Genomic DNA, 21,578 nt, shown 5'->3' on the forward strand with positions numbered 1-21,578 from the left:
ACCTTGGTGCCGACGGCGAGACTCGAACTCGCACAGCTTTCGCCACTACCCCCTCAAGATAGCGTGTCTACCAATTTCACCACGTCGGCTTAAATTGTTGCACCAGCCAGAAAGGCTGATACGGAATTACTTCGGAACCTCCTGCGATTTTGCCGGAGCGGCAGGAGCAGGCGTTGCTGCCTTGTTAGCATCTGCAGCGGGTACCAGAACCGTCTTATGTGCGTCCATCACGCTAGAGGCCTTTGTCCGATGGCTGGACATGTACGCCAGGGTCAGGCTGGTGGTAAAGAACACCGCCACCAGAATTGCCGTTGCGCGACTCAGGAAGTTGGTAGATCCCGTCACGCCGAACAGGCTGCCCGATGCACCGCTACCGAAGGCAGCGCCCATATCGGCACCCTTACCGTGCTGCAACAGCACGAGGCCGATCACGCCCAGACAGGCCAGCGCATGCACAATCCAAACAATCGTTTCCATCAGGCTCTAACTTAAATTCTCAATGTTCAATTTGCCGCTCGACATATCGCGATAAACTGGTCCGCCACCAAAGAAGCGTTCCCAACCAGAGCACCGTCGATATCGGGCATAGACAGCAATTGTGCCGCATTTGCGACTCTTACGCTACCCCCATGTAGGATTTTGATATGAGATGCGACCTCAAAATCCTGCTCGGCAATACGTTCGCGAATGAACGCGTGTACCGCCTGAGCTTGTGCCGGCGAGGCACCACGACCTGTTCCGATGGCCCAAACCGGCTCGTACGCCAGCACGCCCTCGGCCAGCCCATCAGGGCCGACTCGGCTAAGTACTGCATCCAACTGCCGGGCCACCACTTCTTCCGTGATGCCGGCTTCGTATTCCTCACGGGTTTCCCCCAGGCAGAAGATCGGCTTGATGCCTACCTTCACGGCCACCTCGAACTTGGCTGCCACCACCGGATCGCTTTCGTAGCACAACTCGCGACGCTCCGAATGTCCGATGATCACGTAGCTGCAACCGAAATCCACCAGCATGTGCGGTGCCACCGAACCGGTAAACGCTCCACCTTCGAACTGGTGCATGTTCTGCCCGCCCCATGCAATATTGGAGCCGGCCAAGACAGCCTGGGCCTGAAATAGGTACGGCGTCGGCACACACACGGCGTAATCGGCGTTGCGATAATCGCGCAAGCCTTCGACCAGGGATTCCAGCAGCGTCTTGTTCCAAGCAAGATTGCCGTACATTTTCCAATTGCCGACGACCAGCTTGCGCCTTGATGAGGGCTTATTCTGGGTCACAACGAAACATCGCTTTCTGCTGGAAGGCGCCTGGGCTCCGTCTTTCGAGGGGGCGCATTGTACCCGCGAACTTTCGCAGGGTCAAAACGCACTAGCCAGCGCGAAAGAAAGTTGTAAGGTCTTTAGGGATATGATGTGCGGGATATTTTGGACAAATACCGCACCATGAAAGAATTCATGAAAAAAACTCTGGCTTTATTGTTTGCCGTGATCGCCCTGACCGCCTGCTCGCATCACCGCAAGCCGCTGGAGGCAGCCAAGAAGGAGCGTCTGGTCTCAGAGCTCATCAGCACCGCTCCGCAATGCAAGGCATTCAAGGACAAGCTTTCCCAGCCACTCGAGGACGACGACGTAGACAAGGTCTTCCACGACGCGCTCGACGCTCACTGCATCCACAAGGACGTTTAGGCAGGGCTCCAATGGCGCAGCGTGAGTTGCACGCTTTGCTGCCCGTTGTATTCGTTGACGCCGAGCTGATACACCGCATTGACGGCCGCCGGTAGCGGATCGGCGTGGAAGAACAGCATCGCATCCAGCACTTGCCGGTCGCGTCGCAGCTTGAGTTTCAGGTGGCGTTCGCCCACAACACGCTGTTCTGCCACCGCAAACTCCCCATGAAACGCCGGAGCAGCAAAACCCTGCCCCCAAATGCCGCAATCGATAGCGTGGGCGGCATCCAGCGTATGATCCGCCGTATCCAATCGCCCATCCGTCTCGATCATCTGTTCTAGGTCCGCAGGCGTAAGCTGCTGGCTCGCGACCTCCTCGAAGGCTTTGCAGAAACGGGGGAAGTTTTCCAGCATCAGCGACAACCCCGCCGCCATCGCATGGCCGCCGAAACTCAGCAGCAAATCCGGCTCGCGCTTGGATACTAGATCAAGCGCATCGCGCAAATGTAAACCTGGGATAGACCGCCCCGAGCCCTTGATCTTGCCGTCGCTGGCGGGGGCAAATGTAATGACCGGACGATGAAATTTTTCCTTGAGGCGCGAAGCCAGGATACCGATCACCCCCTGATGCCATTCTGGATCAAACAGACTCAGGCTGAAATTCTCCCCGGCCGTCATGTCCTCCAACGCCGCCAGGGCGGTTTGCTGCATATCTGCCTCGATTTCGCGACGGCTGCGGTTCATGGAATCGAGTTGTGCAGCTAGTGTCTGTGCTTGCGCCTCGTCCTGAGCCAGCAGACATTCGATGCCTAACGCCATGTCTTCCAATCGCCCCGCCGCATTAAGCCTCGGCCCAGCGACAAAGCCCAGATCGTAAGTCGAAGCCCGACGCGGATCGCGTCCGGCAACACGCAACAAGGCCGTCACGCCGGGACTGGCCTTGCCCGCCCGGATGCGGCGCAAGCCCTGGTCGACCAGAATACGGTTGTTGTCGTCCAGCCGGACCACGTCGGCTACGGTGCCTAAAGCCACCAGGTCGAGCAATTCAGTGAGGTTAGGTTCGGGCTTATCGGCAAAAGCGCCGCGACTGCGAAGCTCTGCCCGCAACGCCATCATCACGTAAAAAATCACGCCTACCCCCGCCAGATTCTTGCTGGGGAAAGTGCAGCCGCGCGCGTTGGGATTTACGATACAAGCTGCGTCCGGAACGGCGTCACCCTGCAAATGGTGGTCAGTCACCAACACGTCGATCCCCAACCGCGTGGCCTCTGCCACGCCTTCGACGCTGGCGATGCCGTTATCAACCGTTACGATGATATCGGGCTGACGTTCAGCCGCCAGCCGTACGATTTCAGGCGTCAACCCATAGCCATGATCGAAACGGTTGGGCACGAGATACTCGACCTTCGCCCCGAACATGCGCAAGCCTCTGACCCCGACGGCACACGCTGTCGCACCATCCGAGTCGTAATCCGCCACGATCAGCAACCGCTTGCCTTGCGCGATGGCGTCGGCCAACAAGGCGGCCATCTTGTCGGCATTTCGGAGCTGAGAAGGCGGAATGAGACCGGACAAGGAAGTCTGCAACTGTTCAGCACGCGTGATACCGCGCGCCGCATAAATTCGAGCCAGCACCGGATGCATGCCCTCGGCCGCCAGGCTTGCGGCAATCTCCTCGGGATAGGACCGGGCAACGATATTAGCCATGCAAATGGGTCTCCAAAGGCTGCGGGCGGCGCCAGAAATACCAGCGCCGCCGACGCTCAACTTTAAAAGTGCGTATCTGACGGAAATTGGCGAGATGCAAGGTCAATGTAGGTATTTGTCCCGCAGATACCGCTTCCGCGAGCGGCTGCAACCAATCCCGATCAAGGCACTGCAAGGCTTGCACCCAACGTTCTGGGTGTTGCCGCAACGCCGAAGCATTCAACTCATCCAGCACGATCAGAGCATTGCCTCGAGGTGAACAAGCGCTGAAATCCTTGGGTAGCGGTTGAAGCTCAGCCCCGGCTTGCATGCCCAGGCCTCGGGCCAGCGTATCATTTGCCACGAGATAATTGAAAGCAGGACTAGCCAACCTCGACAACACTCCTCCGCCCCAGGGCCACAGGCTGTTGATCGTTCTCTGCCCGTTGGCTTCCCGCGCCTGATTAACGGGGTGATCGTGCAACAGCATCTGCGCCTCGTTGACCCAGCGGTGCCATGCCATTGCCGCATCGCCCTGCGGCAACAACGAATCGACGTCGCGACCAATGGCTTCTGCCGCCGGGGTCGTCGATATCTGCGGCAAACTCGGCAATCGTGCATACCAGCGATTTGGCACAGGGGCGTGCAGCGCAATATCGTCGGCGGCAAAGTGTCCATTGAGGGTTTCCAGCAAGTCAGCCGCCTCGCCTTCGGATAAATCTGCTAGCTGGGCATCCGCGACGATGAGGCTATCCCGCATCAATTGCAGGTGTACCGGGTCGACGCGCAGCCAGGCTTCATTCTCGGCAAGCTGCAAACCCTCTCCTACTGCCGCAAACGGTGCGGCCGTACAGGTGGCGAGACCGAACTGCTGACAGAGCCAGGTTTCCGCACCGAAGTCATCTACCGACGGCTTGCCGGTGAGTGCCAACAATCGCGTCAACCCAGGCAAATCGAGGCCTGGCGGAATCAGCTCCGGCAACAATCCGGTCAGCAAAACATGGCATTGCAACAAAGGTTTTACTTTCAAGTGAGTGCGGCCGGAGTTAAGATTTGCCATTCCAAATCAGTCAACCACGATCGCACTTATGGACCTCATTCTCTGGCGTCATGCGGAAGCGGAAGAAGGCTCTCCCGACATCCAGCGCGCATTGACGGAAAAAGGCCACAAGCAGGCTAAAAAAATGGCGCAATGGCTCAAGGCGCGCTTGCCGGAAGACGCCCGCATCCTGGTGAGTCCAGCAGTGCGCGCTCAGCAAACGGCTTCGGCCTTGATGCAGGATTTTATCACGGTGGACGAGATCGCCCCGGAGGCAACGCCGCAAGCCGTGCTGAAGGCGGCAGGCTGGCCGCGCGCCGGCGGCACCGTGCTCATCGTCGGCCATCAGCCGACCTTAGGACGCGTCATCGGCCAATTGCTCACGCAAGAAAACGAAAGCTGGAGCGTAAAAAAAGGCGCAGTCTGGTGGCTGTGCAACCGCAAACGCGGCAATACCTCGGAAACCATCCTGCGCGCCTCGATTGCGCCAGACCTGCTGTAAATGCCCGCTATCAGCCTCATCCGTGCCGGAGCAGGATTGCCATGAAAACCATCCTCATTGCCAATCCAAAGGGCGGTAGCGGCAAGACCACGCTCGCCACCAATCTGGCAGGCTACTTTGCCACGCGCGGACGCCGCGTCGTGCTGGCCGATCTCGATCGCCAGCAATCCGCCGTGCAATGGCTGCAACGCCGCCCCTACAAGTTGCCGCTGATTCACCAGCACCAGCCCGATCGGAAATCCTCGGTGTTCGATCCCGAGTGGCTCATCGCCGATTCCCCAGCAGGATTGCGCGAAGAAAAGTTATCGAACGCGGTGAAACGTGCCGATTGCGTCATCGTGCCGGTACAGCCTTCCGCCTTCGACATCGGCGCCACCCGTACTTTTCTGGAAGTACTCGCCGAGGAAAAAGCGGTGCGCAAGCAGAAAACCTTTGTCGCGATGGTCGGCATGCGGGTGGATAGCCGCACCCGCTCTGCCGCGCTGCTCAACGATTTCATGAAGCAAGCCGGGTTTCCCGTGCTGACCTGCCTGCGCGATTCCCAGGTCTATGCCCTCGCCGCAGAGCAAGGTGCCAGCCTGTTCGATATCCGCCCCTCGCAAGTTGCGCGCGATTTGCAGCAATGGGCTCCGCTGCTGCATTGGATTATGAAAGTAAACGACCTTGCCGAATGAAGTCGAACTGAAGCTGCGAATCGCCCGCAAGGACGCGGCCCGATTACGCAAGCACCCCGCCATTCTCGCGGCCACGGTCGATAAACCGGTCACGCGCAAGCTCACCAGCATTTATTACGACACGCCCGATCTCCAGTTGCTCGATGCCGAAATCAGCCTGCGCGTGCGGCGCATGTCGGGCGGATGGTTCCAGGCGGTGAAAGCAGCCGGGAGTTCACTCGCCGGCCTGCACCAGCGCATGGAGTGGGAAGACATCATTGCCAGCGGCCAGCCAGATTTCACCCGGATTCTCGACCCGCAACTGGTCAGGATTTTCGGGGATGAAGCCTTGCGCGCGGCCCTCGCGCCGATTTTCAGGACTGAAGTCCAACGCACCGAATGGCAGCTTAAGTTCGACAACGGCGACGCCGTCGAACTCGCCCTCGACCTCGGCCATCTCGTCGCCGGTAAAAAACGCGAGCCGATCACGGAAATCGAGCTGGAACTCAAGAGCGGCAATGCAGCTCGACTGTTCGACCTCGCACTGATCCTGCAACAAGACATCCCACTCTCGCTGGAAAACGTCAGCAAGGCCCAACGCGGCTATGCGCATTACCGTCCGCAACCGCCTACCGTATTCAAGGCCAAGCTGCCGCAGCTGAGCCGCCAGGAAAAAGCATCCGTCGCATTCAGGAAAATCGCCTGGGAATGTATCACCCACCTGCAGGGCAATCAGGACGTTGTGCTGCACGGCAACGACGTAGAGGGTGTGCACCAGATGCGCGTGTCATTGCGCCGTCTGCGTTCGGCGTTTTCCGTGTTCCGCGGCTTGCTGGGGCGCGAGACGACCGATCCGATCATTGAAGAACTGCGCTGGATTACCGACATTCTCGGCGCGGCACGCGACCTCGACGTCTTCGTCACGCAAACGCTGCCGCCGCTGCAGGAGCGCTTCGAGCAGCATGCAGGCCTCGTCAAGCTCGGCGAAAAAGCCGCGTTGCTGCAAACCCGTGCTTACCGCGACGTCCGTGCCGCATTGAATTCCCAGCGTTATCATCGGCTCCTGCTATCCCTGGCTGCGTGGCTGGAAAACGAGCGCTGGAAAACCGAGGGCACGCTCGATCCGGACGTTGCCGCCCTCGCCGACGCGACGCTCGCCAATCGCCACAAACAACTGCGCCGCCACGGCAAACGGCTTCAGGAGATGCCGGCGGAAGAACGTCATCAAACCCGCATAGCCGCCAAAAAACTGCGCTATACCGCCGAGTTTTTCCTGAGCCTGTATTCCGGAGGAAAATCCCACGCTTTCATCCATCGGCTGGCCCAATTGCAAGATCGCCTCGGCGTACTCAACGACATCGCCGTCACCGAACAACTGTTGCGTAGACTCGCCGGTTCACGTCCCGATAAACCCGTGGCCGAAGCCTTGCTGCTGTTCAAAGGCTGGAACGCCTGCAATATCGAGCACAGCCTGGCCCACATGGATGAGGCCTGGCATCGCTTCGTCCACCATAAACCGTTCTGGGGCTGATTCATCAATTCTCACGGCCGAGAGGCCAAATAGCACAAGCGCAGCCGAACTAATCCAGCTGCCCTAGTGTCACAATTCACGTTGCATGGATGACCATGCAAAAATAAAACTCATTGGGGACATTATGAAGGCTCACAAAATCCAGTTAGTGGCAGCGTTGATGCTGGCCTCGGCCGCCGCACCCGTGATGGCGGATGAAGTTGAAGAATTTCTCGGCAACGGCGCACCCGGCCTGCCGACGCAAACCGAAGACCCCGGCGTATTCCGCGTTTGTGCACCCAAGGATAACTTGCCGTTTTCCAATGAAGCCGGCCAAGGTTACGAGAACAAGATTGCAGAAGTCCTCGCCAAGGATCTGGGCAAAAAACTCCAGTATTTCTTCTGGTATGACCGCCAAGGTTTCTACCGGAACTCGCTGAACGCTCACCGCTGCGACGTCGTCATCGGCACCGCATCTGATGTCGATATGACGCTCAACTCCAAGCCCTATTACCGTTCCGGCTATGCATTCGTGTATAAAAAGAGCAGCGGCTACAACATCAAGGATTACGATTCCCCCGATCTGCGCAAAGCCAAGATCGGCGTGATCATGGAATCGCCTCCGACCCGTCCGCTGTTCGACAAGGGCCTGCTGGACAACTCCCGCCCCTACCGCATCCAGCGCGACCTCAACTTGCCACCCAGCTTCCTGATCGACGATCTGGTCAAGGGCGACATCGATGTAGCCATCGTCTGGGGTCCGATCGCCGGGTACTTCGCCAAGCAAGCCAAGGAAGAACTGGTGGTCAACCTGGCGCCTGAATACGAGGCGGAAAACCCGCACGGTAAGGAGTACTGGAATATCTCCGTCGGTGTGCGCAAGAAGGAAAAAGACCGCATCGCCATGATCAACGAGGCGCTTGAACGCCATAAGGACGAGATCAACAAGATTCTCGACGATTACGGCATTCCGCACGTGCCCGTCGTGGAAACGAAAAAGGAAGCAAACCGCTAATACGATCCAGCCTCCCGCACACCCCGTGTGTGCGGGATTATTCCTACGGCCTCAACCCACCTGCTTGAAAACGCAAGGAAAACATGGGATTGAGGATTTCTGTAACCTACGGCGAAAAACACTTTGCCGCCATGCAATAACAGTGCATAATCCGCGCCGTTCCATTTTTTAGAAACGAACATGAACCCAGGCCCTAGTTACAGGCCTTGCGTCTAAAAGACTTCCCCGGCACCTCGTGCCGTCCCGGCTGTCGTTGGGCGTCAAGGCTTTAAAACCGAAACACCCAGCGGGCAAGCCGTGAGCCTCGTTGCACACTCTCTTGCTCCTTAGAAAAACCGCTCAGGCCCACCTGAGCCGCGTGGCCGCGCTGCATCGGTCTCGCCTTAGCACCAAGGAGTCGTCATGAACGCACAAATCAACCAACTCGCGCGCAAGCTCGGACCCGGCCTCATCACCGGCGCAGCGGATGACGATCCCAGCGGCATCGCCACCTACTCCCAGGCCGGTTCGCAATTCCGCTTCGGCCTGGTGTGGACGCTCTGCCTCACGACCCCTCTCATGATCGGCATCCAGATGCTCTCGGCGCGCATCGGCTGGGTGACGCGGCAGGGGCTCGCCGCCAACATCGCCAAGGTCTGCCCGCGCTGGCTTACGTTATCGCTGGTCCTGCTGCTGGTCGTCGCCAATACCATCAACATCGCGGCCGACCTGGGCGCCATGGGCGAAGCCTGTCGCCTGCTGGGCGGCGGCCACGTTGCGCCTTACATCATCGGCTTGGGTCTGCTGTCGATGGCGGGACAAGTCTTTTTCTCCTACGAAGGCACGGTGAGTATCCTCAAATGGCTGACGCTAGCCTTGTTTTCCTATGTCGCGGTGATTTTGTCGGTCAACGTCCCGTGGAAGCACGTCACTATTGAATCACTGCAGCCCTGGGCGTACCTGCCCAAGGGCATCTCGTTGAGCGACTACGCCGAGATCGTCGTCGCTGTGCTGGGCACCACCATCAGCCCGTATCTGTTCTTCTGGCAGGCCTCGCAAGAGGTGGAAGACAACGCACGACGCCCCGAGGCTGCAGCCTTGCACGACAACCCGGAATACGCCGCGGAGCACTTGGCGCGCATCAAGCAGGATACGGTCATCGGCATGCTGTTTTCTAACGGCATCGCCTTGTGCATCGTCCTGGCGACGGCGGTCACGCTCAACACCCACGGCGTCACCAACATCCTTACTGCGGCTCAGGCAGCGGAAGCCCTGAAACCCATCGCCGGGGAATTCGCTTTCGTCTTGTTTGCACTGGGCATCGTGGGCACCGGTATGTTGGCAGTGCCGGTACTGGCAGGCTCTGCGGCGTTTGCAGTGAGCGAAGTCTTCGGCTGGAAAGCTGGGTTATCGCATGGTTTCCACGAGGCGCGCGGCTTCTACGCCATCATCATTGCCGCTACCGCACTGGGCACTATCATGGGCTCCCGCGAGGTCGACCCGATCCGGGCCTTGCTGTGGAGTGCCGTGATCAACGGCGTGATCTCGGTGCCGATCATGTTCGTGATGATGAAAATCGGTCAGTCGGAGACCATCATGGGCGATTTCATCATCGCCGCGCGTCACCGGTTTCTAGGCTGGGCTGCGACGGGAGTGATGGCGCTGGCGGTGGGATTCATGCTGGTCTCCAGCTTCTGATGGAGTAAAACCGGGCCTTGAGTAAAGCCGGAACCCAGCAGGCATTGCTCAGGTCCTGGAAGTCGGCAAGGCGTTCAGCACGATCCTGACGCTCAACCCGCCCTCGCTTGAACGCCCGAACATCACCTCGGCTTGATGCAGCCTGGCGATTTCTCGCACGATGGCCAGGCCCAGCCCGCAACCGCTCTCGTCGCTAGCCAAGCGATGAAAGGGCTTGCCCAAGGTAGTCAACGCTGATTCGGGCACCCCGGGACCGCTATCGTTGACGGCAAGCGCGCACTGCTTGCCCTCCTGTTCCAGCGTTAGCCACACATGGCCGTCTTCCGGCGTATACCGCACCGCGTTATCGAGCAAGTTCATGATCAATTCGCGCAGCAGCAAGGCATTGCCCTGGACGGTGCAGGGCACCAACCGAAACTCCAGGTCGAGGTTCTTATCCGCCGCCCGCCCGATAAAATCCGCCGCGGCAGCCCGCACCACCTCGCTCAGCTCCACCGGCCCGTGGGTAAATACGTCCTGCTCCGTATGCTCCAGCCGTGCCATGGACAGCAATTGATTGGCGAGATGCGAGGTGCGATTCGTCGTTGCCAACAGTTGCTGGAGCAGCGCACGGACATTCTGCGGCGGCTGTTGCAGGCCGACCTCGATCTGGCTGCCCAGCACCGCCAGCGGCGTACGCAGCTGATGCGCCGCATCGGCGATGAAACGACGATGGCCCGCGAACGAGGCCGAAAGCTTTTCCAATAGTTCGTTCACGCCGTGGATGATGGGCTGCAGCTCGGCAGGCGCGCGATTCTCGTCGATCCGACTCAAATCCTGCGGCGAACGCTTGAGAATCTCCTCGCTCAATGCATTCACCGGAGACAACCCACGGCGCACGCCCAGCAGCACGATGCTCATGGCCACCACGGCCAGCAATGCCTCGGGAAACAGCAGCTTGAAAAAGATATTGCGCGTTAGCCGATTCCGGCCATGCACCGTTTGCGCCACGGCCACGAAAATGGTGCGGCCATAAAGGCTTCCCCGCAGCACGACGGCTCTACTCGCGCCATCCTGCAACTGCACATCCTGGAACACATGGTTTTCCTCTCCCTGCGGGATATCCAACTGCTTGAGTCCGGCATCCCCGGAAAACATGCGCCCCTGCTCGTCCCAAGCCGCATAACGCACCCGATCTTCGTTGTTGCTCGCCAGCATTTGCCGGGCGGCAGGAGGCAGTTCCAGGGCGAGGCCGCCCTGGTGCAGGCTCACTTGTTTATCAAGGTCGAGCGCATCATCGAGCAAGCCCAGGTCGTAAGCATCGGTGGCGGCGCGCAGGGCGAAGAGATAAGCCACCACGGCGCCCAGCAACAGGATGCCGATGAGCGGCCACAGCAGGTTGCGCAGGAACTGGTGGCGCAGGCTATTCCGGATTTTTGGTCTCCTCCAGCATATACCCCAGGCCGCGCACCGTACGAATCGCCACCCCGGCATCCGTCAGCTTGTTGCGAATCCGGTAGACATACGCCTCGATGGCGTTGCCGCTCAATTCGGTATCCCAACCGGCGATGGCCTGGATCAGCTGCTCCTTGGAAATAATGCGGCGTGCATTGAACACCAGGTATTCCAGCACCGCCCACTCCCGCCCGGACAAGTCCAGCGGCTGTCCATCCAGATAAGCACGCTTGCCCGGCGTATCGAGTTCGAGCTTGCCCAGCTGCACGCGCTGCTCGGCCTTGCCTGAGCTGCGGCGAATCAGCGCCCGAACCCGTGCGTGCAATTCGGCCATGGCGATGGGCTTGACCACGTAGTCGTCGGCGCCGAGGTCCAGCCCTTGCACGCGATCCTCCACGGCGTCACGTGCGGTCAGGATCAGCAGCGGCAGCGATTTCCCGTGCTCCCGCAAATGCCGGACCACGTCGTAACCGTCGCGGTCCGGCAGACCGAGATCGAGCACGGCGGCGTCGAAATGCTCGACCGACAACGCATGCAAGGCGGCCCCTGCGCTGCCCACCGCATCCACCGCGTAGCCGGCAAGCGTCAGCGACTGCCGCATCGCCTCGGCCAGCGCCTGATCGTCTTCGATGATCAATACCCGCATCCGTCAGTTTCCCGTCAGCTGGCTCGCGCAAGATGCGCGGCCACTTAAGCATTATTCCTACATATACCAGGAAAAAATGAAGAAATTTCTAATTCTTCTCGTTCTCTGCATCTCGGCCCGGACCGCCCTCGCGGCACCGCCGGATACTGTCATGCTGCCGCACCTGACCTTGCAACAGGCAGAACAGCTGTGGTCGCAGCATAACCGCGAATTGCAGCTGGCGCGAGACCAGGTCGAAGCCACCGCTGCCGACAAGCTCGGCGCGGCCCAGCGGCCTAATCCCCAATTATCGATGAATACCACGGGCATCGGCACAGGACGCGATCACCGCTACCTGGGCGGCTCGGATACCGTGTTGCGACTAGACCAAACTTTCGAGCGCGGCGGCAAGCGTGAGCTGCGCATGCGCGGCGCCGACCTGCGCCACGCCGCCGCCAAGCAAGACATGCAGGACGCAATGCGCCAAGGCCGCATCGCCCTGCAACAGGCTTATTTCGACCTCGTGCTGGCCCAGGAAAAACACCGCATCGCCGAGGATAACGCCCGTCTGTTCGGCCAGACGGTCGAGGCATCGCAGTTGCGGCTCAAGGCCGGCGATATTGCCCCGTCCGAGCTGTCGCGTATCCAGGTGGATGCATTGCGCGCCCAGAACGACGTGCGCCAAGCCATCAACGACGAGCAGCAAGCCCAAGCTGCACTTGCCTACCTGATCGGCGCCGAAGCTGACGCCCGTGCCATTCATGCCGACGATGCATGGCCAGGCAACACCGTACCGGTGGCGACCGCCGGAAATATCGATAACCGTCCGGACGTACGGTCCGCCGTCCTCCGCGTCCAGGCCGCCGAATCCGCACGCGACCTCGCACAATCGCTGAAGACCCGCGACGTCACCGTCGGCGTGCAGGTCGAGCACAACGGCATGGACCAGCAATCCAATACGGTCGGCTTCGGCGTCAGTGTGCCGCTTATGACCGGCTACGAATACCAGGGGGAAATCGGCCGATCCGAAGCCGACCTGATGACCGCCCGCGACGATCTGGAACGCGTTCGCGCCCAGGCCCTCACCGACATCAACAAGGCACGCGCCGACCTCGAAGCCGCAGCAGAACGCGTGCAGCGCTACGACGGCAGTTTGCTCGCCGAATCCCAACATGCACTCGACGCGGCTGAGTTCGCCTATCGCCATGGCGCCTTGTCCGTCATGGACCTGCTCGACGCTCGCCGCACTTTCAAAGCCACCCAGATCGATGCCGTCACTGCACGCGCCGATTTCGCCAAAGCACTGGTCGCCTGGCGCTACGCAACCGGTGAAGGAGAACCCCAATGAAGAAACTACTCGTCGCCCTCGCGGCTTGCGGCATCCTCGCCGTAGGCTGGTACACCGTGAAAGCGCCCGCAGATGCGGCTGCCGCCCCAGCTGCCCACGTCACGCCGCCGCGCGAACCTAATGTGCTGCGCTACGCACCGGACGCCCCGCAACTCGCTTATCTCAAGATCGCCCCGGCCGAGTCCGGCCCTGTGCCCGCCATCGAGCCGCTGCAAGGGCATGTCGCCTACGACGCGGATCGAACCTCGCGTATCAGCACGCCGATCGCCGGACGTGTGCTGAAAATCCACGCCGAGCCGGGCGACCGCGTCAAACCCGGCCAGCCGCTCGTCACCATCGATTCGCCGGATTTCGCCCAAGCCAGCGCCGATGCGCGCAAGGCCGAATCCGACCTGATGCTGAAAAAAGCCGCGTTCGATCGCGCCCATACCTTGTTCGACGGCAATGTGCTGGCGCGCAAGGATTTCGAATCGGCGCAGGCCGACATGCAGCAATCCGAAATCGAGCTCGACCGGGCCCGTGCCAGGCTGCGCAACCTGGGGCCGGTCAACGCGAACGGCTATGTGCTGACCTCACGCATCGGCGGTATCGTCACCGAGCGCCAGGTCAATCCGGGCAGCGAGGTCCGTCCGGACGCCCCGGGTCCACTCTTCGTGGTAAGCGACCCCACGCATTTGTGGATCAACGTCGAGGTGCCGGAAAAAGACCTCGGCAAGGTGCATGAAGGCCAGCACTTCAAGATCGAGGCCGACGGTTATCCCGGCGAAAACTTCGATGCCGTCGCCCAGATGATCGGCAAGGTCCTCGACCCCACCAGCCGCCGCATCATCGTACGTTGCAGCGTGGAAGATCGCGACGAGAAACTGAAGCCAGAAATGTACGTGCATGCCACACCGCTCGGCAGCAATCAAACCGAGCCGCACGTGCCGAACGAAGCCCTGATTACCGAAGGCCTGCAAAGTTTCATCTTTGTCGAACGCTCGCCCGGCGTGCTGGAAAAACGCCGCGTGATCCTCAACTACCGCGGCCACGAGGAAAGCTACATCGCTTCCGGCCTCAACGCGGGCGAACGCATTGCCGTGCGCGGCGCCTTGCTGCTCAACGCTGAAATGGCAGGGGAATAAGCGGATGCTGGATCGTCTCGTTACATTCGCCCTGCAACAGCGCGCCTTCGTGCTGGCCGGAGTGCTGGCCTTGATCGCCACGGGCTGGTACGCCGTCGCCAACCTGCCGGTGGAAGCCTTTCCCGACGTGCAGGACGTGCAGGTGCAGATCGTCACCCAAGCGCCCGGCCTCGCGCCGGAGGAGATGGAACGCAGCATCAGCCTGCCCATCGAGCGCGAGATGAGCGGCGTGCCGCACATGACGCAGTTGCGCTCGGTATCCATCTTCGGGCTCTCGGTGGTCACGCTCACATTCCAGGACAACACCGACGATTACTTTGCCCGCCAGCAGGTGATGGAGAAGCTGCAAAACGTCACACTGCCGCCCGGCGTACAGCCATCGCTCGCACCGCTTTCGACTGCAGTGGGCGAAATCTACCGCTACGTGATCGAAGCGCCTCCCGGCACGCCGCTGGAGCAAATCCGCGAAATCCAGGATTGGACGGTGCGCCCCGCCATTCGTACCGTATCCGGCGTCGCCGACGTGGTGAGCTTCGGCGGTGCGATCAAGGAATACCAGGTCAAGGTCGATCCTTACCTGCTGCGCAAATACGGCGTCACGCTTGATCAGGTCACCCAGGCGCTGGGCAGCGCCAACGCCAACACCGGCGGCGGCACGGTGCGCCGCGGCGACGAAGCCCTGGTGCTGCGCGCCATCGGTCTCTTCAGGAACATGGACGACATCGCCCACGTCGCCGTCGCCAGCAAGGACGGCAAGGCCATCCTGGTGGGCGATGTCGCCCAAGTCGCCCTCGGCCAGCGCACGCGCTCCGGCATCGTCGCCTACAACGGCCAGGACGACGTGGTAGAAGGCATCGTGCAGATGACCAAGGGGCAGAACCCCACCAAGGTCATCGCCGCGCTGAAGGAAAACATCGCCAAGCTGGAGCAGCGCCTGCCGCCCGGCGTGCATCTCAAGACTATCTACGACCGCACCCAACTGGTCGGCCACACCGTGCATACGGTGGAAGAGAACATGATCATGGGCGCGGCGCTGGTATTGGGGATTCTCATCCTGTTCCTGCGCTCGGCCATTTCGGCGGTCATCGTCGCGCTGGTGATCCCGCTGGCGCTCCTGTTCGCCTTTGTCTTCATGCATCTCAAGGGGGTCTCGGCCAACCTGATCTCGCTCGGCGCGGTGGACTTCGGCATCATCGTGGACGGCGCCGTGGTGCTGGTCGAAGCCCTCATGGTGCGGCTCGCCGTGGGCAAGCTGGACGGGCTGCCGCAGCACGCGACGCCGAGCTGGCGCATCCATACGCTGAAGCACACGGCCATCGAAATGGGCCATCCCATCCTGTTTTCCAAGGCCATCATCATCCTGGCCTTCCTGCCCATTTTCACCTTCGAGCGGGTGGAAGGAAAAATCTTCACGCCCATGACCTATACGCTGAGCTTCGCCATCCTGGGTGCGATCCTGCTGACGCTCACGCTGGTACCGGCCGTGCTCTCATACATTATCAACCGTTACGATCTGTCGGAAAAACATAGCGGGTGGATGAACGCCATGCAGGAGAGCTATCGCGGTCTCCTGACACGCGCCATCCCCGGCAGCGTGGCAATTTTCGTCGTTTCCGCACTGCTGCTGGCTGCGGCCATCGGGCTGGGGACGCGCCTGGGCAGCGAATTCCTGCCTAAGCTGGACGAAGGCAACATCTGGCTCACTATCACCCTGCCGCAAGCCACCAACCTGGAAAAGAGCAAGGAAGTGGAACGCCAGGTGCGCTTCATCCTGCAAAGCTACCCGGAAGTCGCCAGCGTGATCAGCCACGTCGGGCGACCGGACGACGGGACGGACCCCAAGGGCCCCAACAACATGGAGATCCTTGCTGATCTCAAACCGCACGAGACCTGGCGCTTTAAAGACAAGGACGCGCTGATCGAGAGCATGACCAAGAAAATCCGCACCATCCCCGGTGTGCCGACCAATTTCTCGCAGGTGATCGAGGACAACGTCGAGGAATCGCTGAGTGGGGTCAAGGGCGAAATCGCGGTCAAGATTTTCGGGCCCGACTTGGACATCCTCGAAGACAAGGCGGAGCAAGTCGCCGCAGTGCTTTCCAGTATTCGCGGCTCTACCGACGTGGCAGCCATCAAGGTCGGCGGGCAATCCGAACTGGACATTGTGCTGAAGCGCGACCAAATGGCGCGTTACGGGCTGACGGTGAACGATGTCAACACGACCATCCAGGCCGCGATGGCAGGCACCGCCGCCACCAGTTTCCACGAGGGCGACCGCCAATTCGATGTAACGGTGCGCTTGAAGGAAGAAGCGCGCGACGCGGTAGACGACGTGGCCGAGATTCCCATCGCGTTGCCTAACGGCGCGGGCACCCTGCCGCTGGGCGCCATCGCCGATGTCGAGGTCAAGCAAGGTCCGGCGCGCATCGGCCGCGAAGCCGGCGGACGCAATGTGGCCGTGAAGGCTAACCTCATCGGGCGCGACCAAGGCGGCTTCATCACCGAAGCCATGCAAAAGGTGAAGGACGAGGTCAAGCTGCCGCCCGGCTACACCATGACCTGGGGCGGCCAGTTCGAGAACCAGCAGCGCGCGATGAAGCGTCTCGCCGTGATCGTGCCGCTCTCGGTACTGGGGATATTCGTGCTGCTGTTCTGGGCCTTCCGCTCCATGGGCATGGCGGCCCTGGTGCTGGCGTTAATTCCGTTTACCTGGATCGGCGGCTTGAGCGGGCTGGCGCTGGCCGGGCTGCATCTATCCGTCTCGGCCGCCGTGGGGTTTATTGCCGTGGCGGGCATCTCCGTTCAGAACGGCGTGATCATGGTCGAGCAGTTCATGGGCGGATTGCGTCATGGCAAGACTATCCAGGAATCCGTTCTGGACGGCGCCGCCGCGCGCCTGCGCCCCATCCTGATGACCGCGCTCATGGCCGGCCTGGGACTGTTGCCCGCCGCGCTCTCCCACGGGATCGGCTCGGAAACCCAACGGCCGTTCGCGGTTGTCATCGTCGGCGGCATCGTCTCCGCCACCATTTTCACCCTGCTGCTGGCGCCGCTGATGTTCAACCGCATCTACGACTCCGGTAAGCAGCAACGCGAGGAAGCCAAACGTCTGGCGGCTGAGTGACATGAATCCAACAAAATCCAAGAACAGGAGTGATGATCATGACGTTGAAACGCTTAAGTCTCGCCCTCGGCGTCGCTTGGCTCTCCGCTTGCGCGACGACTGGGACGACAGAAAATCCGACGAAGGAAGCGAGGCAGGGCTGGATAGACGCGATCTACACGACGAACGATTTGCCGCAGCCGCTCCCGCCTTGTCTGGCAAATATTTCGCCATCTGAAATTGCGGCAGGGCGTATCGTGGAGGTCAGTTACTGGTCCTCGCGCAAGGTGATCTATAAACTGGCGGAACTGCCGCCGTCGATGACGGCTTCGCTGCATCAGGCGGTCGAAATCTGGCCCGAGAGTTGTGCGGCGGGCAAACTTTCCCGCCTGGCCGAGGTTCGAACCGTGTCGCATTCCCAATCGCAGAACTGAGCCGCTTATGCCCCACTGGCCCGCTATCATTCATTACCAGGGAGACGCCGAACTCGCGTTCGTAGCCACGCGTTCGGACTGGGAAAACGACGCCGACCTCCACCGTTTCGGTTTTCAGCAAGGTGACCGACTTATTGATTCAGACGGCGAGATTTTCGACCTGACAGGTAAGCCCGGCCGGCCGGCGAAAATTCGATCCACCGGACAAACTGCCGATTTGGAGATGTTGTCCGAACTGGTGCGGGCGCATGCTGCTCAGGTCGGCAATAGCTGCGTCGCGAAGTTTTCCGTCGCCACGGCGATCGAAGCGGTGCTCGCCGTTGAATCCTTGTCCTGACACCCGTCTGCTGAAAATAAAAACCGCCGGGATCGCCGGCGGTTGCTTGCGATGTCCAGCCTTGTGAGCCGGCACCGTCACTACTTTAACCTAATGAATCAGTCGTCCCAGCGACCGTCGTGGCGACGTCCCCAGTCGCGGCGGTCGTCGTCGCGATGCCAGTCTCGGTCGTAGCGGCGATCGTTGTAGGTCACGCGCGGATTGACTTCAGGCACCACGGCTACGCGCACGCTGATGCTATCGCCCGGGTCGTTGGGCATCACGGTCGTATAGGTACGGCCGTTGTAACGGTAGGTGACCTGGTAACCGCGATTGACGGTCTGCCAGTTGTCTACCGTAACGCAGCGGGCAACCGGCTGCGTGCTGTAGGTATCGTGATCGCGGTCGCTGTTGTCGATGCGGTCGCCGACGATGGCGCCGGTCGCGGCACCCACCGCAGCACCGGCGATGCGGCCCTTGCCCTTGCCGATCTGGCTGCCGATGAGGCCGCCGGCGATACCGCCGATGATGGAACCGCCGATATCGCGGCTGCCGGAACTGGCGGAAGGGACTTGCTCGTATTCGGTATGGCAATCCTGGCGCGGCATGTTCACGCGCTCGGTTTGCGGAACGACGGAAAGCACGCGCGCCGTATCGTAATACGTATCGTCAGCCATGGCGGGGGCGGCAATTGCGCTGCCGATCAACATTGCCACGGTCATCTTCAAAACTTTCACGTTCTTCTCCTTGGTGTAAATCGCCGAAAACTTCGGCTGGTCATTCAACGCGGCCTGGGGTTCAGCGGTTGACAGCTGTTTCTGTACGCTACCGAACCTATTACCAGAGCATTTGTCTCAGGTTTACTGCCGAATGTTCAGGGGAGATTATCATGCGTGTCTTACTGCTAGCTTTCATGATGGGGCTCGGATTCTCGGCCTATGCCGAGGAATTCAACAAGAATTGTTCCATGGGCATGGCGATGGGGATGGAAGTCGCCACCGATTGCTCGGTGCGCTGGGAAAACGCAGGCAAGACCTACTGCTTTTCCAGCCCGGAAGCCAAGGATCAGTTCCTCATGAGTAAGGACGAAAACCTGCGCAAGGCCGAGTCGTTCGAGCAGAAAATGATGTCCAAGAAAGCCGACCAGCCGCAAGAAAAAATCAGTACCGAACGCGCTCGCGAGATGCTCAAGCAAGCCACGGCAGACAAACTGGCTGATTTTTCCGGCAAGGACTTGAGCTACCAGGATTTGAGCGGGCTTGACCTACGCCACGCCAAGTTCGTGGATACTAATCTATTCGGTGCCGACCTGCGCGGCTCCAACCTGAGCGGCACGGACATGACCAACGCCTACCTCAACCTCGCCCGCATCGAAAACGCCAATTTCAGCAACGCTAATCTCACCGACGCTACGATCTTCCAGCCGATTTTCGACAAGAACAATTTCAAAGGCGCCAAGCTGGTCAACGCCCGTGTGATCGGGACGCTTGGGGCAGTCGACATGAGCGAGGCGGATATCCGCAAGGGCCGTTTCGGCCTGGATATCGGCAATCAGCCCATGGGCCAGATGAAGTTCGACAGCGTGGGCGGCAAATTCGCGGGGTCTAATTTCGAAGGCGCCGACATCAACCGCGCCAACCTCAGTTTTGCCGACCTGCGCGGTGCCAACTTACGCGGCACTAATCTGTTCCGCGTCGATTTCAGCAAGGCCGACATGACGGGTGCCGATCTCACCGGTGCCGACGTCGGCGAAGCTATCTTCGACGGCACCGTGATGAAGGACGTCAAGGGCTGGGACAAGGTAAAGGGAATGGACACCATCAAGGGCAAGTGCGACGGCTGCAAGTAGGCGTCGCGAACTTGGCCGAGGCAGCGCGCCCCGGCCAGTAAAGCGTTAAATCTCCTGCAACAAGGCCAGGCTCAACGCCACGCCGAAGCCCGTGGTATCGCTTGCCACGGCCCCCAAGCCGCCCTTGCTGACCACAGCGGACAAATCCACATGCAGCCACGGCACGTCGTTCTCGATGAACTTGGAGAGAAAGCGCGCCGCGAGGATATGGTCGGCCTCACCGTCCAGGGTGCATTGCTTGATATCGGCGATCTTTGAATCCAGCTCCGGATCGTAATCCTCGTCGAACGGGAAAGCGCAAACCCGCTCGCCTGTCGCCTGCCCTGCTGCGATCGCCTTCTGGAGCAATTCCTGTCGATTGCCAAGGACGCCGCTGTAGCGGGTGCCCAGCGCCGTCACCATGCTGCCGGTAAGCGTGGCGTAGTCGATCATAGCTTGGGGCTTGCCGCGGGAGGCTAGCGTCAGGGTATCGGACAACACCATTCGGCCTTCGGCGTCGGTATGCACCACCTCAATGGTCATGCCGTTGAGCGCCTTCACCACGTCGTTCTGCTTGTAGGCCTTGGCGCTGATATGGTTCTGCGCCAGTGCCAGCCAGCAATCGATCTTGATAGAAAGTTTGGATTTCGTCGCCGCGAGCAGCGTGCCCAGCACCACGGCTGAGCCGTTCATGTCCTCATGCATGCCTTGCATGTACCGCGCCGGCTTGAGGTTGTGTCCGCCGGTATCGAAGCAGATGCCTTTGCCGACCAGGGCGATGTGCTTCTTGGCCTTCTCTGGCGTATAAGTGAGATGCACGATGGCAGCGTCTTCGGGGTCGGAGCCTTGCGCCACGGCGACGAAAGCACCCGCCCCCAGCTTACGCAGCTTTTTCATGTCGAATTCTTCGTGCTGCCAACCGTGTTGCTCGGCGAGTTCCTTGATTTTGTCGCGGTAGATGCCCGGCGTGAGTTCGTTGGGCGGCAGCACCGACAGCGTGCGAGTCAGCGTGTTGCCTTCGGCGACGGCCTTGATGCGCACGAAGTCGTCGTCCTGCTGCCAGCCGTGGAGCACGATTTTCTTGAGCGGCTTGTGATCGGATTTTTTCTTGCGCGTCGGCAGTTCGGCTGCGTTGACCAGCGCGACATAGATTGCGGCTTCAGCAGCAGATTTACGCTGGGTTTCGTCGCCGAACACGGCAATCGTGAGTTGCGACGGGCCTTCCTCCAATAACAACGCCACGGCCTTGCGCAAGGCCGTATTGCGTTCGAAGGCCGATTTCTTTTCATCCGCCACCACCCATACCACGCGTCCGCCGCCCGCCAAATCAGCCGCCACCGGCGCTTTTGCAAGCTCGTCGTACTTGGCGTCGCGACGCTTCAAACGGGCTTCAAGAAGCTGGTTTAGCGGTGCATCGGCTTTTTTCTGCGGCAGCACCATGAGCAGATGCTGTGTTTGTGACGCCGAAGCTTCGTCAATAGGAGACTGATTTTGAATGATTTTTGCGGTCATACGCGGGGTCCTGGAGGCAGTTTTAACTTGACCGGGACGGTCAAAATGGCGAATATAGCGCCTTTCGCTAGCAGCCAGGCGCTGCAATCGTAAGGTCGCGATGCGT

Annotated in this window: 20 protein-coding genes and 1 tRNA gene; 12 read left to right on the forward strand and 9 right to left on the reverse strand. The window is 60.3% G+C overall.

The annotated features are described in order from the left end of the window. Nucleotides 1-4: 4 nt before the first annotated feature. The 3 genes from NMK_RS08115 to tpiA form a co-directional block, all read right to left on the reverse strand. Nucleotides 5-89, reverse strand: a tRNA-Leu gene (locus tag NMK_RS08115). A gap of 37 nt (nt 90-126) precedes the next feature. Next, nucleotides 127-477 (reverse strand): preprotein translocase subunit SecG, encoded by a 351-nt coding sequence (gene secG, locus NMK_RS08120; RefSeq protein ID WP_109015279.1) that lies wholly within the window; start codon nt 475-477, stop codon nt 127-129. Between the two features lie 26 nt (nt 478-503). Further along, entirely contained in the window at nt 504-1,277 is a 774-nt protein-coding gene (gene tpiA, locus NMK_RS08125) for a triose-phosphate isomerase (protein ID WP_227871421.1), read from the reverse strand. Nucleotides 1,278-1,454: 177 nt separating this feature from the next. On the opposite strand from tpiA, the gene NMK_RS08130 reads away from it, so the two are divergent. After that, nucleotides 1,455-1,685 carry a putative periplasmic lipoprotein gene (locus NMK_RS08130; protein ID WP_146187145.1) on the forward strand — a complete coding sequence of 77 codons (231 nt, stop codon included), beginning with the start codon at nt 1,455-1,457 and terminating at the stop codon, nt 1,683-1,685. Here NMK_RS08130 and recJ read toward each other — a convergent pair. Both recJ and NMK_RS08140 read right to left on the reverse strand, forming a co-directional pair. Beyond that, a complete protein-coding gene (gene recJ, locus NMK_RS08135; RefSeq protein ID WP_109015282.1) occupies nt 1,682-3,373 on the reverse strand; it encodes a single-stranded-DNA-specific exonuclease RecJ in 1,692 nt (563 codons plus the stop codon). The two genes, NMK_RS08130 and recJ, sit on opposite strands and share 4 nt — an antisense overlap. After that, the gene (locus NMK_RS08140; RefSeq protein WP_109015283.1) at nt 3,366-4,412 is read right to left on the reverse strand and encodes a hypothetical protein; all 1,047 of its coding nucleotides are present in this window, start codon (nt 4,410-4,412) and stop codon (nt 3,366-3,368) included. The genes recJ and NMK_RS08140 overlap by 8 nt, the downstream gene beginning before the upstream one ends. Before the next feature lie 28 nt (nt 4,413-4,440). Here NMK_RS08140 and sixA point away from each other — a divergent pair, with 28 nt between their 5' ends. The 5 genes from sixA to NMK_RS08165 all read left to right on the forward strand — a co-directional run bounded on the left by sixA (nt 4,441) and on the right by NMK_RS08165 (nt 9,748). Beyond that, nucleotides 4,441-4,893, forward strand: coding sequence for a phosphohistidine phosphatase SixA (gene sixA, locus NMK_RS08145; RefSeq protein WP_109015284.1), 453 nt, complete (start codon nt 4,441-4,443; stop codon nt 4,891-4,893). A 41-nt stretch (nt 4,894-4,934) separates the two neighbouring features. Then, nucleotides 4,935-5,567 carry a nucleotide-binding protein gene (locus NMK_RS08150; RefSeq protein ID WP_109015285.1) on the forward strand — a complete coding sequence of 211 codons (633 nt, stop codon included), beginning with the start codon at nt 4,935-4,937 and terminating at the stop codon, nt 5,565-5,567. Next, nucleotides 5,557-7,077, forward strand: a complete 1,521-nt coding sequence (locus NMK_RS08155) for a CYTH and CHAD domain-containing protein (RefSeq protein ID WP_109015286.1) — start codon at nt 5,557-5,559, stop codon at nt 7,075-7,077. The genes NMK_RS08150 and NMK_RS08155 overlap by 11 nt, the downstream gene beginning before the upstream one ends. 124 nt (nt 7,078-7,201) lie before the next feature. Next, nucleotides 7,202-8,071, forward strand: coding sequence for a substrate-binding domain-containing protein (locus NMK_RS08160; RefSeq protein WP_227871422.1), 870 nt, complete (start codon nt 7,202-7,204; stop codon nt 8,069-8,071). Nucleotides 8,072-8,473: 402 nt separating this feature from the next. Beyond that, complete coding sequence (locus tag NMK_RS08165; protein WP_109015287.1) at nt 8,474-9,748, forward strand: NRAMP family divalent metal transporter; 1,275 nt, start codon at nt 8,474-8,476, stop codon at nt 9,746-9,748. Nucleotides 9,749-9,796: 48 nt separating this feature from the next. Here NMK_RS08165 and NMK_RS08170 read toward each other — a convergent pair whose 3' ends face one another. Then, nucleotides 9,797-11,221: a sensor histidine kinase N-terminal domain-containing protein gene (locus NMK_RS08170; RefSeq protein WP_109015288.1), complete on the reverse strand. Its 1,425-nt coding sequence runs from the start codon at nt 11,219-11,221 to the stop codon at nt 9,797-9,799. Further along, complete coding sequence (locus NMK_RS08175) at nt 11,151-11,828, reverse strand: response regulator (RefSeq protein WP_109015435.1); 678 nt, start codon at nt 11,826-11,828, stop codon at nt 11,151-11,153. The genes NMK_RS08170 and NMK_RS08175 overlap by 71 nt, the downstream gene beginning before the upstream one ends. A gap of 76 nt (nt 11,829-11,904) precedes the next feature. On the opposite strand from NMK_RS08175, the gene NMK_RS08180 reads away from it, so the two are divergent. Genes NMK_RS08180 through NMK_RS08200 form a run of 5 tightly spaced genes read left to right on the forward strand, consistent with a single transcriptional unit; the run spans nt 11,905 to nt 18,153 of the window. Then, nucleotides 11,905-13,155 carry a TolC family protein gene (locus NMK_RS08180; protein WP_181376202.1) on the forward strand — a complete coding sequence of 417 codons (1,251 nt, stop codon included), beginning with the start codon at nt 11,905-11,907 and terminating at the stop codon, nt 13,153-13,155. Further along, on the forward strand, nt 13,152-14,279 hold the full coding sequence (locus NMK_RS08185; RefSeq protein WP_109015290.1) for an efflux RND transporter periplasmic adaptor subunit: 1,128 nt from the start codon (nt 13,152-13,154) through the stop codon (nt 14,277-14,279). Before NMK_RS08180 ends, NMK_RS08185 begins: the two co-directional genes overlap by 4 nt. A gap of 4 nt (nt 14,280-14,283) precedes the next feature. After that, nucleotides 14,284-17,403 (forward strand): efflux RND transporter permease subunit, encoded by a 3,120-nt coding sequence (locus NMK_RS08190; RefSeq protein ID WP_109015291.1) that lies wholly within the window; start codon nt 14,284-14,286, stop codon nt 17,401-17,403. Nucleotides 17,404-17,441: 38 nt separating this feature from the next. Continuing rightward, nucleotides 17,442-17,816, forward strand: coding sequence for a hypothetical protein (locus NMK_RS08195; protein ID WP_146187146.1), 375 nt, complete (start codon nt 17,442-17,444; stop codon nt 17,814-17,816). 7 nt (nt 17,817-17,823) lie between these two features. Then, nucleotides 17,824-18,153, forward strand: coding sequence for a DUF4144 family protein (locus NMK_RS08200; protein WP_109015293.1), 330 nt, complete (start codon nt 17,824-17,826; stop codon nt 18,151-18,153). Nucleotides 18,154-18,251: 98 nt separating this feature from the next. Here NMK_RS08200 and NMK_RS08205 read toward each other — a convergent pair whose 3' ends face one another. After that, complete coding sequence (locus tag NMK_RS08205; RefSeq protein WP_227871423.1) at nt 18,252-18,869, reverse strand: glycine zipper 2TM domain-containing protein; 618 nt, start codon at nt 18,867-18,869, stop codon at nt 18,252-18,254. Between the two features lie 152 nt (nt 18,870-19,021). On the opposite strand from NMK_RS08205, the gene NMK_RS08210 reads away from it, so the two are divergent. After that, nucleotides 19,022-19,981: a pentapeptide repeat-containing protein gene (locus tag NMK_RS08210; protein ID WP_227871424.1), complete on the forward strand. Its 960-nt coding sequence runs from the start codon at nt 19,022-19,024 to the stop codon at nt 19,979-19,981. 45 nt (nt 19,982-20,026) lie between these two features. Here the strand turns inward: NMK_RS08210 and NMK_RS08215 are convergent, their stop codons facing one another. Continuing rightward, nucleotides 20,027-21,472 carry a M17 family metallopeptidase gene (locus NMK_RS08215; RefSeq protein ID WP_109015294.1) on the reverse strand — a complete coding sequence of 482 codons (1,446 nt, stop codon included), beginning with the start codon at nt 21,470-21,472 and terminating at the stop codon, nt 20,027-20,029. Nucleotides 21,473-21,578: the final 106 nt, after the last annotated feature.

The sequence above is a fragment of the Novimethylophilus kurashikiensis genome (assembly GCF_003112435.1).
Lineage (GTDB): Bacteria > Pseudomonadota > Gammaproteobacteria > Burkholderiales > Methylophilaceae > Novimethylophilus > Novimethylophilus kurashikiensis.

Bases quoted from the DNA above. Each gene is read 5' to 3' on its own strand.
- NMK_RS08200 (WP_109015293.1), top strand. From the start codon at position 17,824: ATGCCCCACTGGCCCGCTATCATTCATTACCAGGGAGACGCCGAACTC.
- NMK_RS08160 (WP_227871422.1), top strand. From the start codon at position 7,202: ATGAAGGCTCACAAAATCCAGTTAGTGGCAGCGTTGATGCTGGCCTCG.
- NMK_RS08180 (WP_181376202.1), top strand. From the start codon at position 11,905: ATGAAGAAATTTCTAATTCTTCTCGTTCTCTGCATCTCGGCCCGGACC.
- NMK_RS08140 (WP_109015283.1), bottom strand. From the start codon at position 4,412: ATGGCAAATCTTAACTCCGGCCGCACTCACTTGAAAGTAAAACCTTTG.
- NMK_RS08165 (WP_109015287.1), top strand. From the start codon at position 8,474: ATGAACGCACAAATCAACCAACTCGCGCGCAAGCTCGGACCCGGCCTC.
- secG (WP_109015279.1), bottom strand. From the start codon at position 477: ATGGAAACGATTGTTTGGATTGTGCATGCGCTGGCCTGTCTGGGCGTG.
- NMK_RS08210 (WP_227871424.1), top strand. From the start codon at position 19,022: ATGCGTGTCTTACTGCTAGCTTTCATGATGGGGCTCGGATTCTCGGCC.
- NMK_RS08215 (WP_109015294.1), bottom strand. From the start codon at position 21,472: ATGACCGCAAAAATCATTCAAAATCAGTCTCCTATTGACGAAGCTTCG.
- NMK_RS08150 (WP_109015285.1), top strand. From the start codon at position 4,935: ATGAAAACCATCCTCATTGCCAATCCAAAGGGCGGTAGCGGCAAGACC.
- NMK_RS08185 (WP_109015290.1), top strand. From the start codon at position 13,152: ATGAAGAAACTACTCGTCGCCCTCGCGGCTTGCGGCATCCTCGCCGTA.
- NMK_RS08195 (WP_146187146.1), top strand. From the start codon at position 17,442: ATGACGTTGAAACGCTTAAGTCTCGCCCTCGGCGTCGCTTGGCTCTCC.
- NMK_RS08190 (WP_109015291.1), top strand. From the start codon at position 14,284: ATGCTGGATCGTCTCGTTACATTCGCCCTGCAACAGCGCGCCTTCGTG.
- sixA (WP_109015284.1), top strand. From the start codon at position 4,441: ATGGACCTCATTCTCTGGCGTCATGCGGAAGCGGAAGAAGGCTCTCCC.
- NMK_RS08130 (WP_146187145.1), top strand. From the start codon at position 1,455: ATGAAAAAAACTCTGGCTTTATTGTTTGCCGTGATCGCCCTGACCGCC.
- NMK_RS08170 (WP_109015288.1), bottom strand. From the start codon at position 11,221: ATGCCGGGGTGGCGATTCGTACGGTGCGCGGCCTGGGGTATATGCTGG.
- recJ (WP_109015282.1), bottom strand. From the start codon at position 3,373: ATGGCTAATATCGTTGCCCGGTCCTATCCCGAGGAGATTGCCGCAAGC.
- NMK_RS08175 (WP_109015435.1), bottom strand. From the start codon at position 11,828: ATGCGGGTATTGATCATCGAAGACGATCAGGCGCTGGCCGAGGCGATG.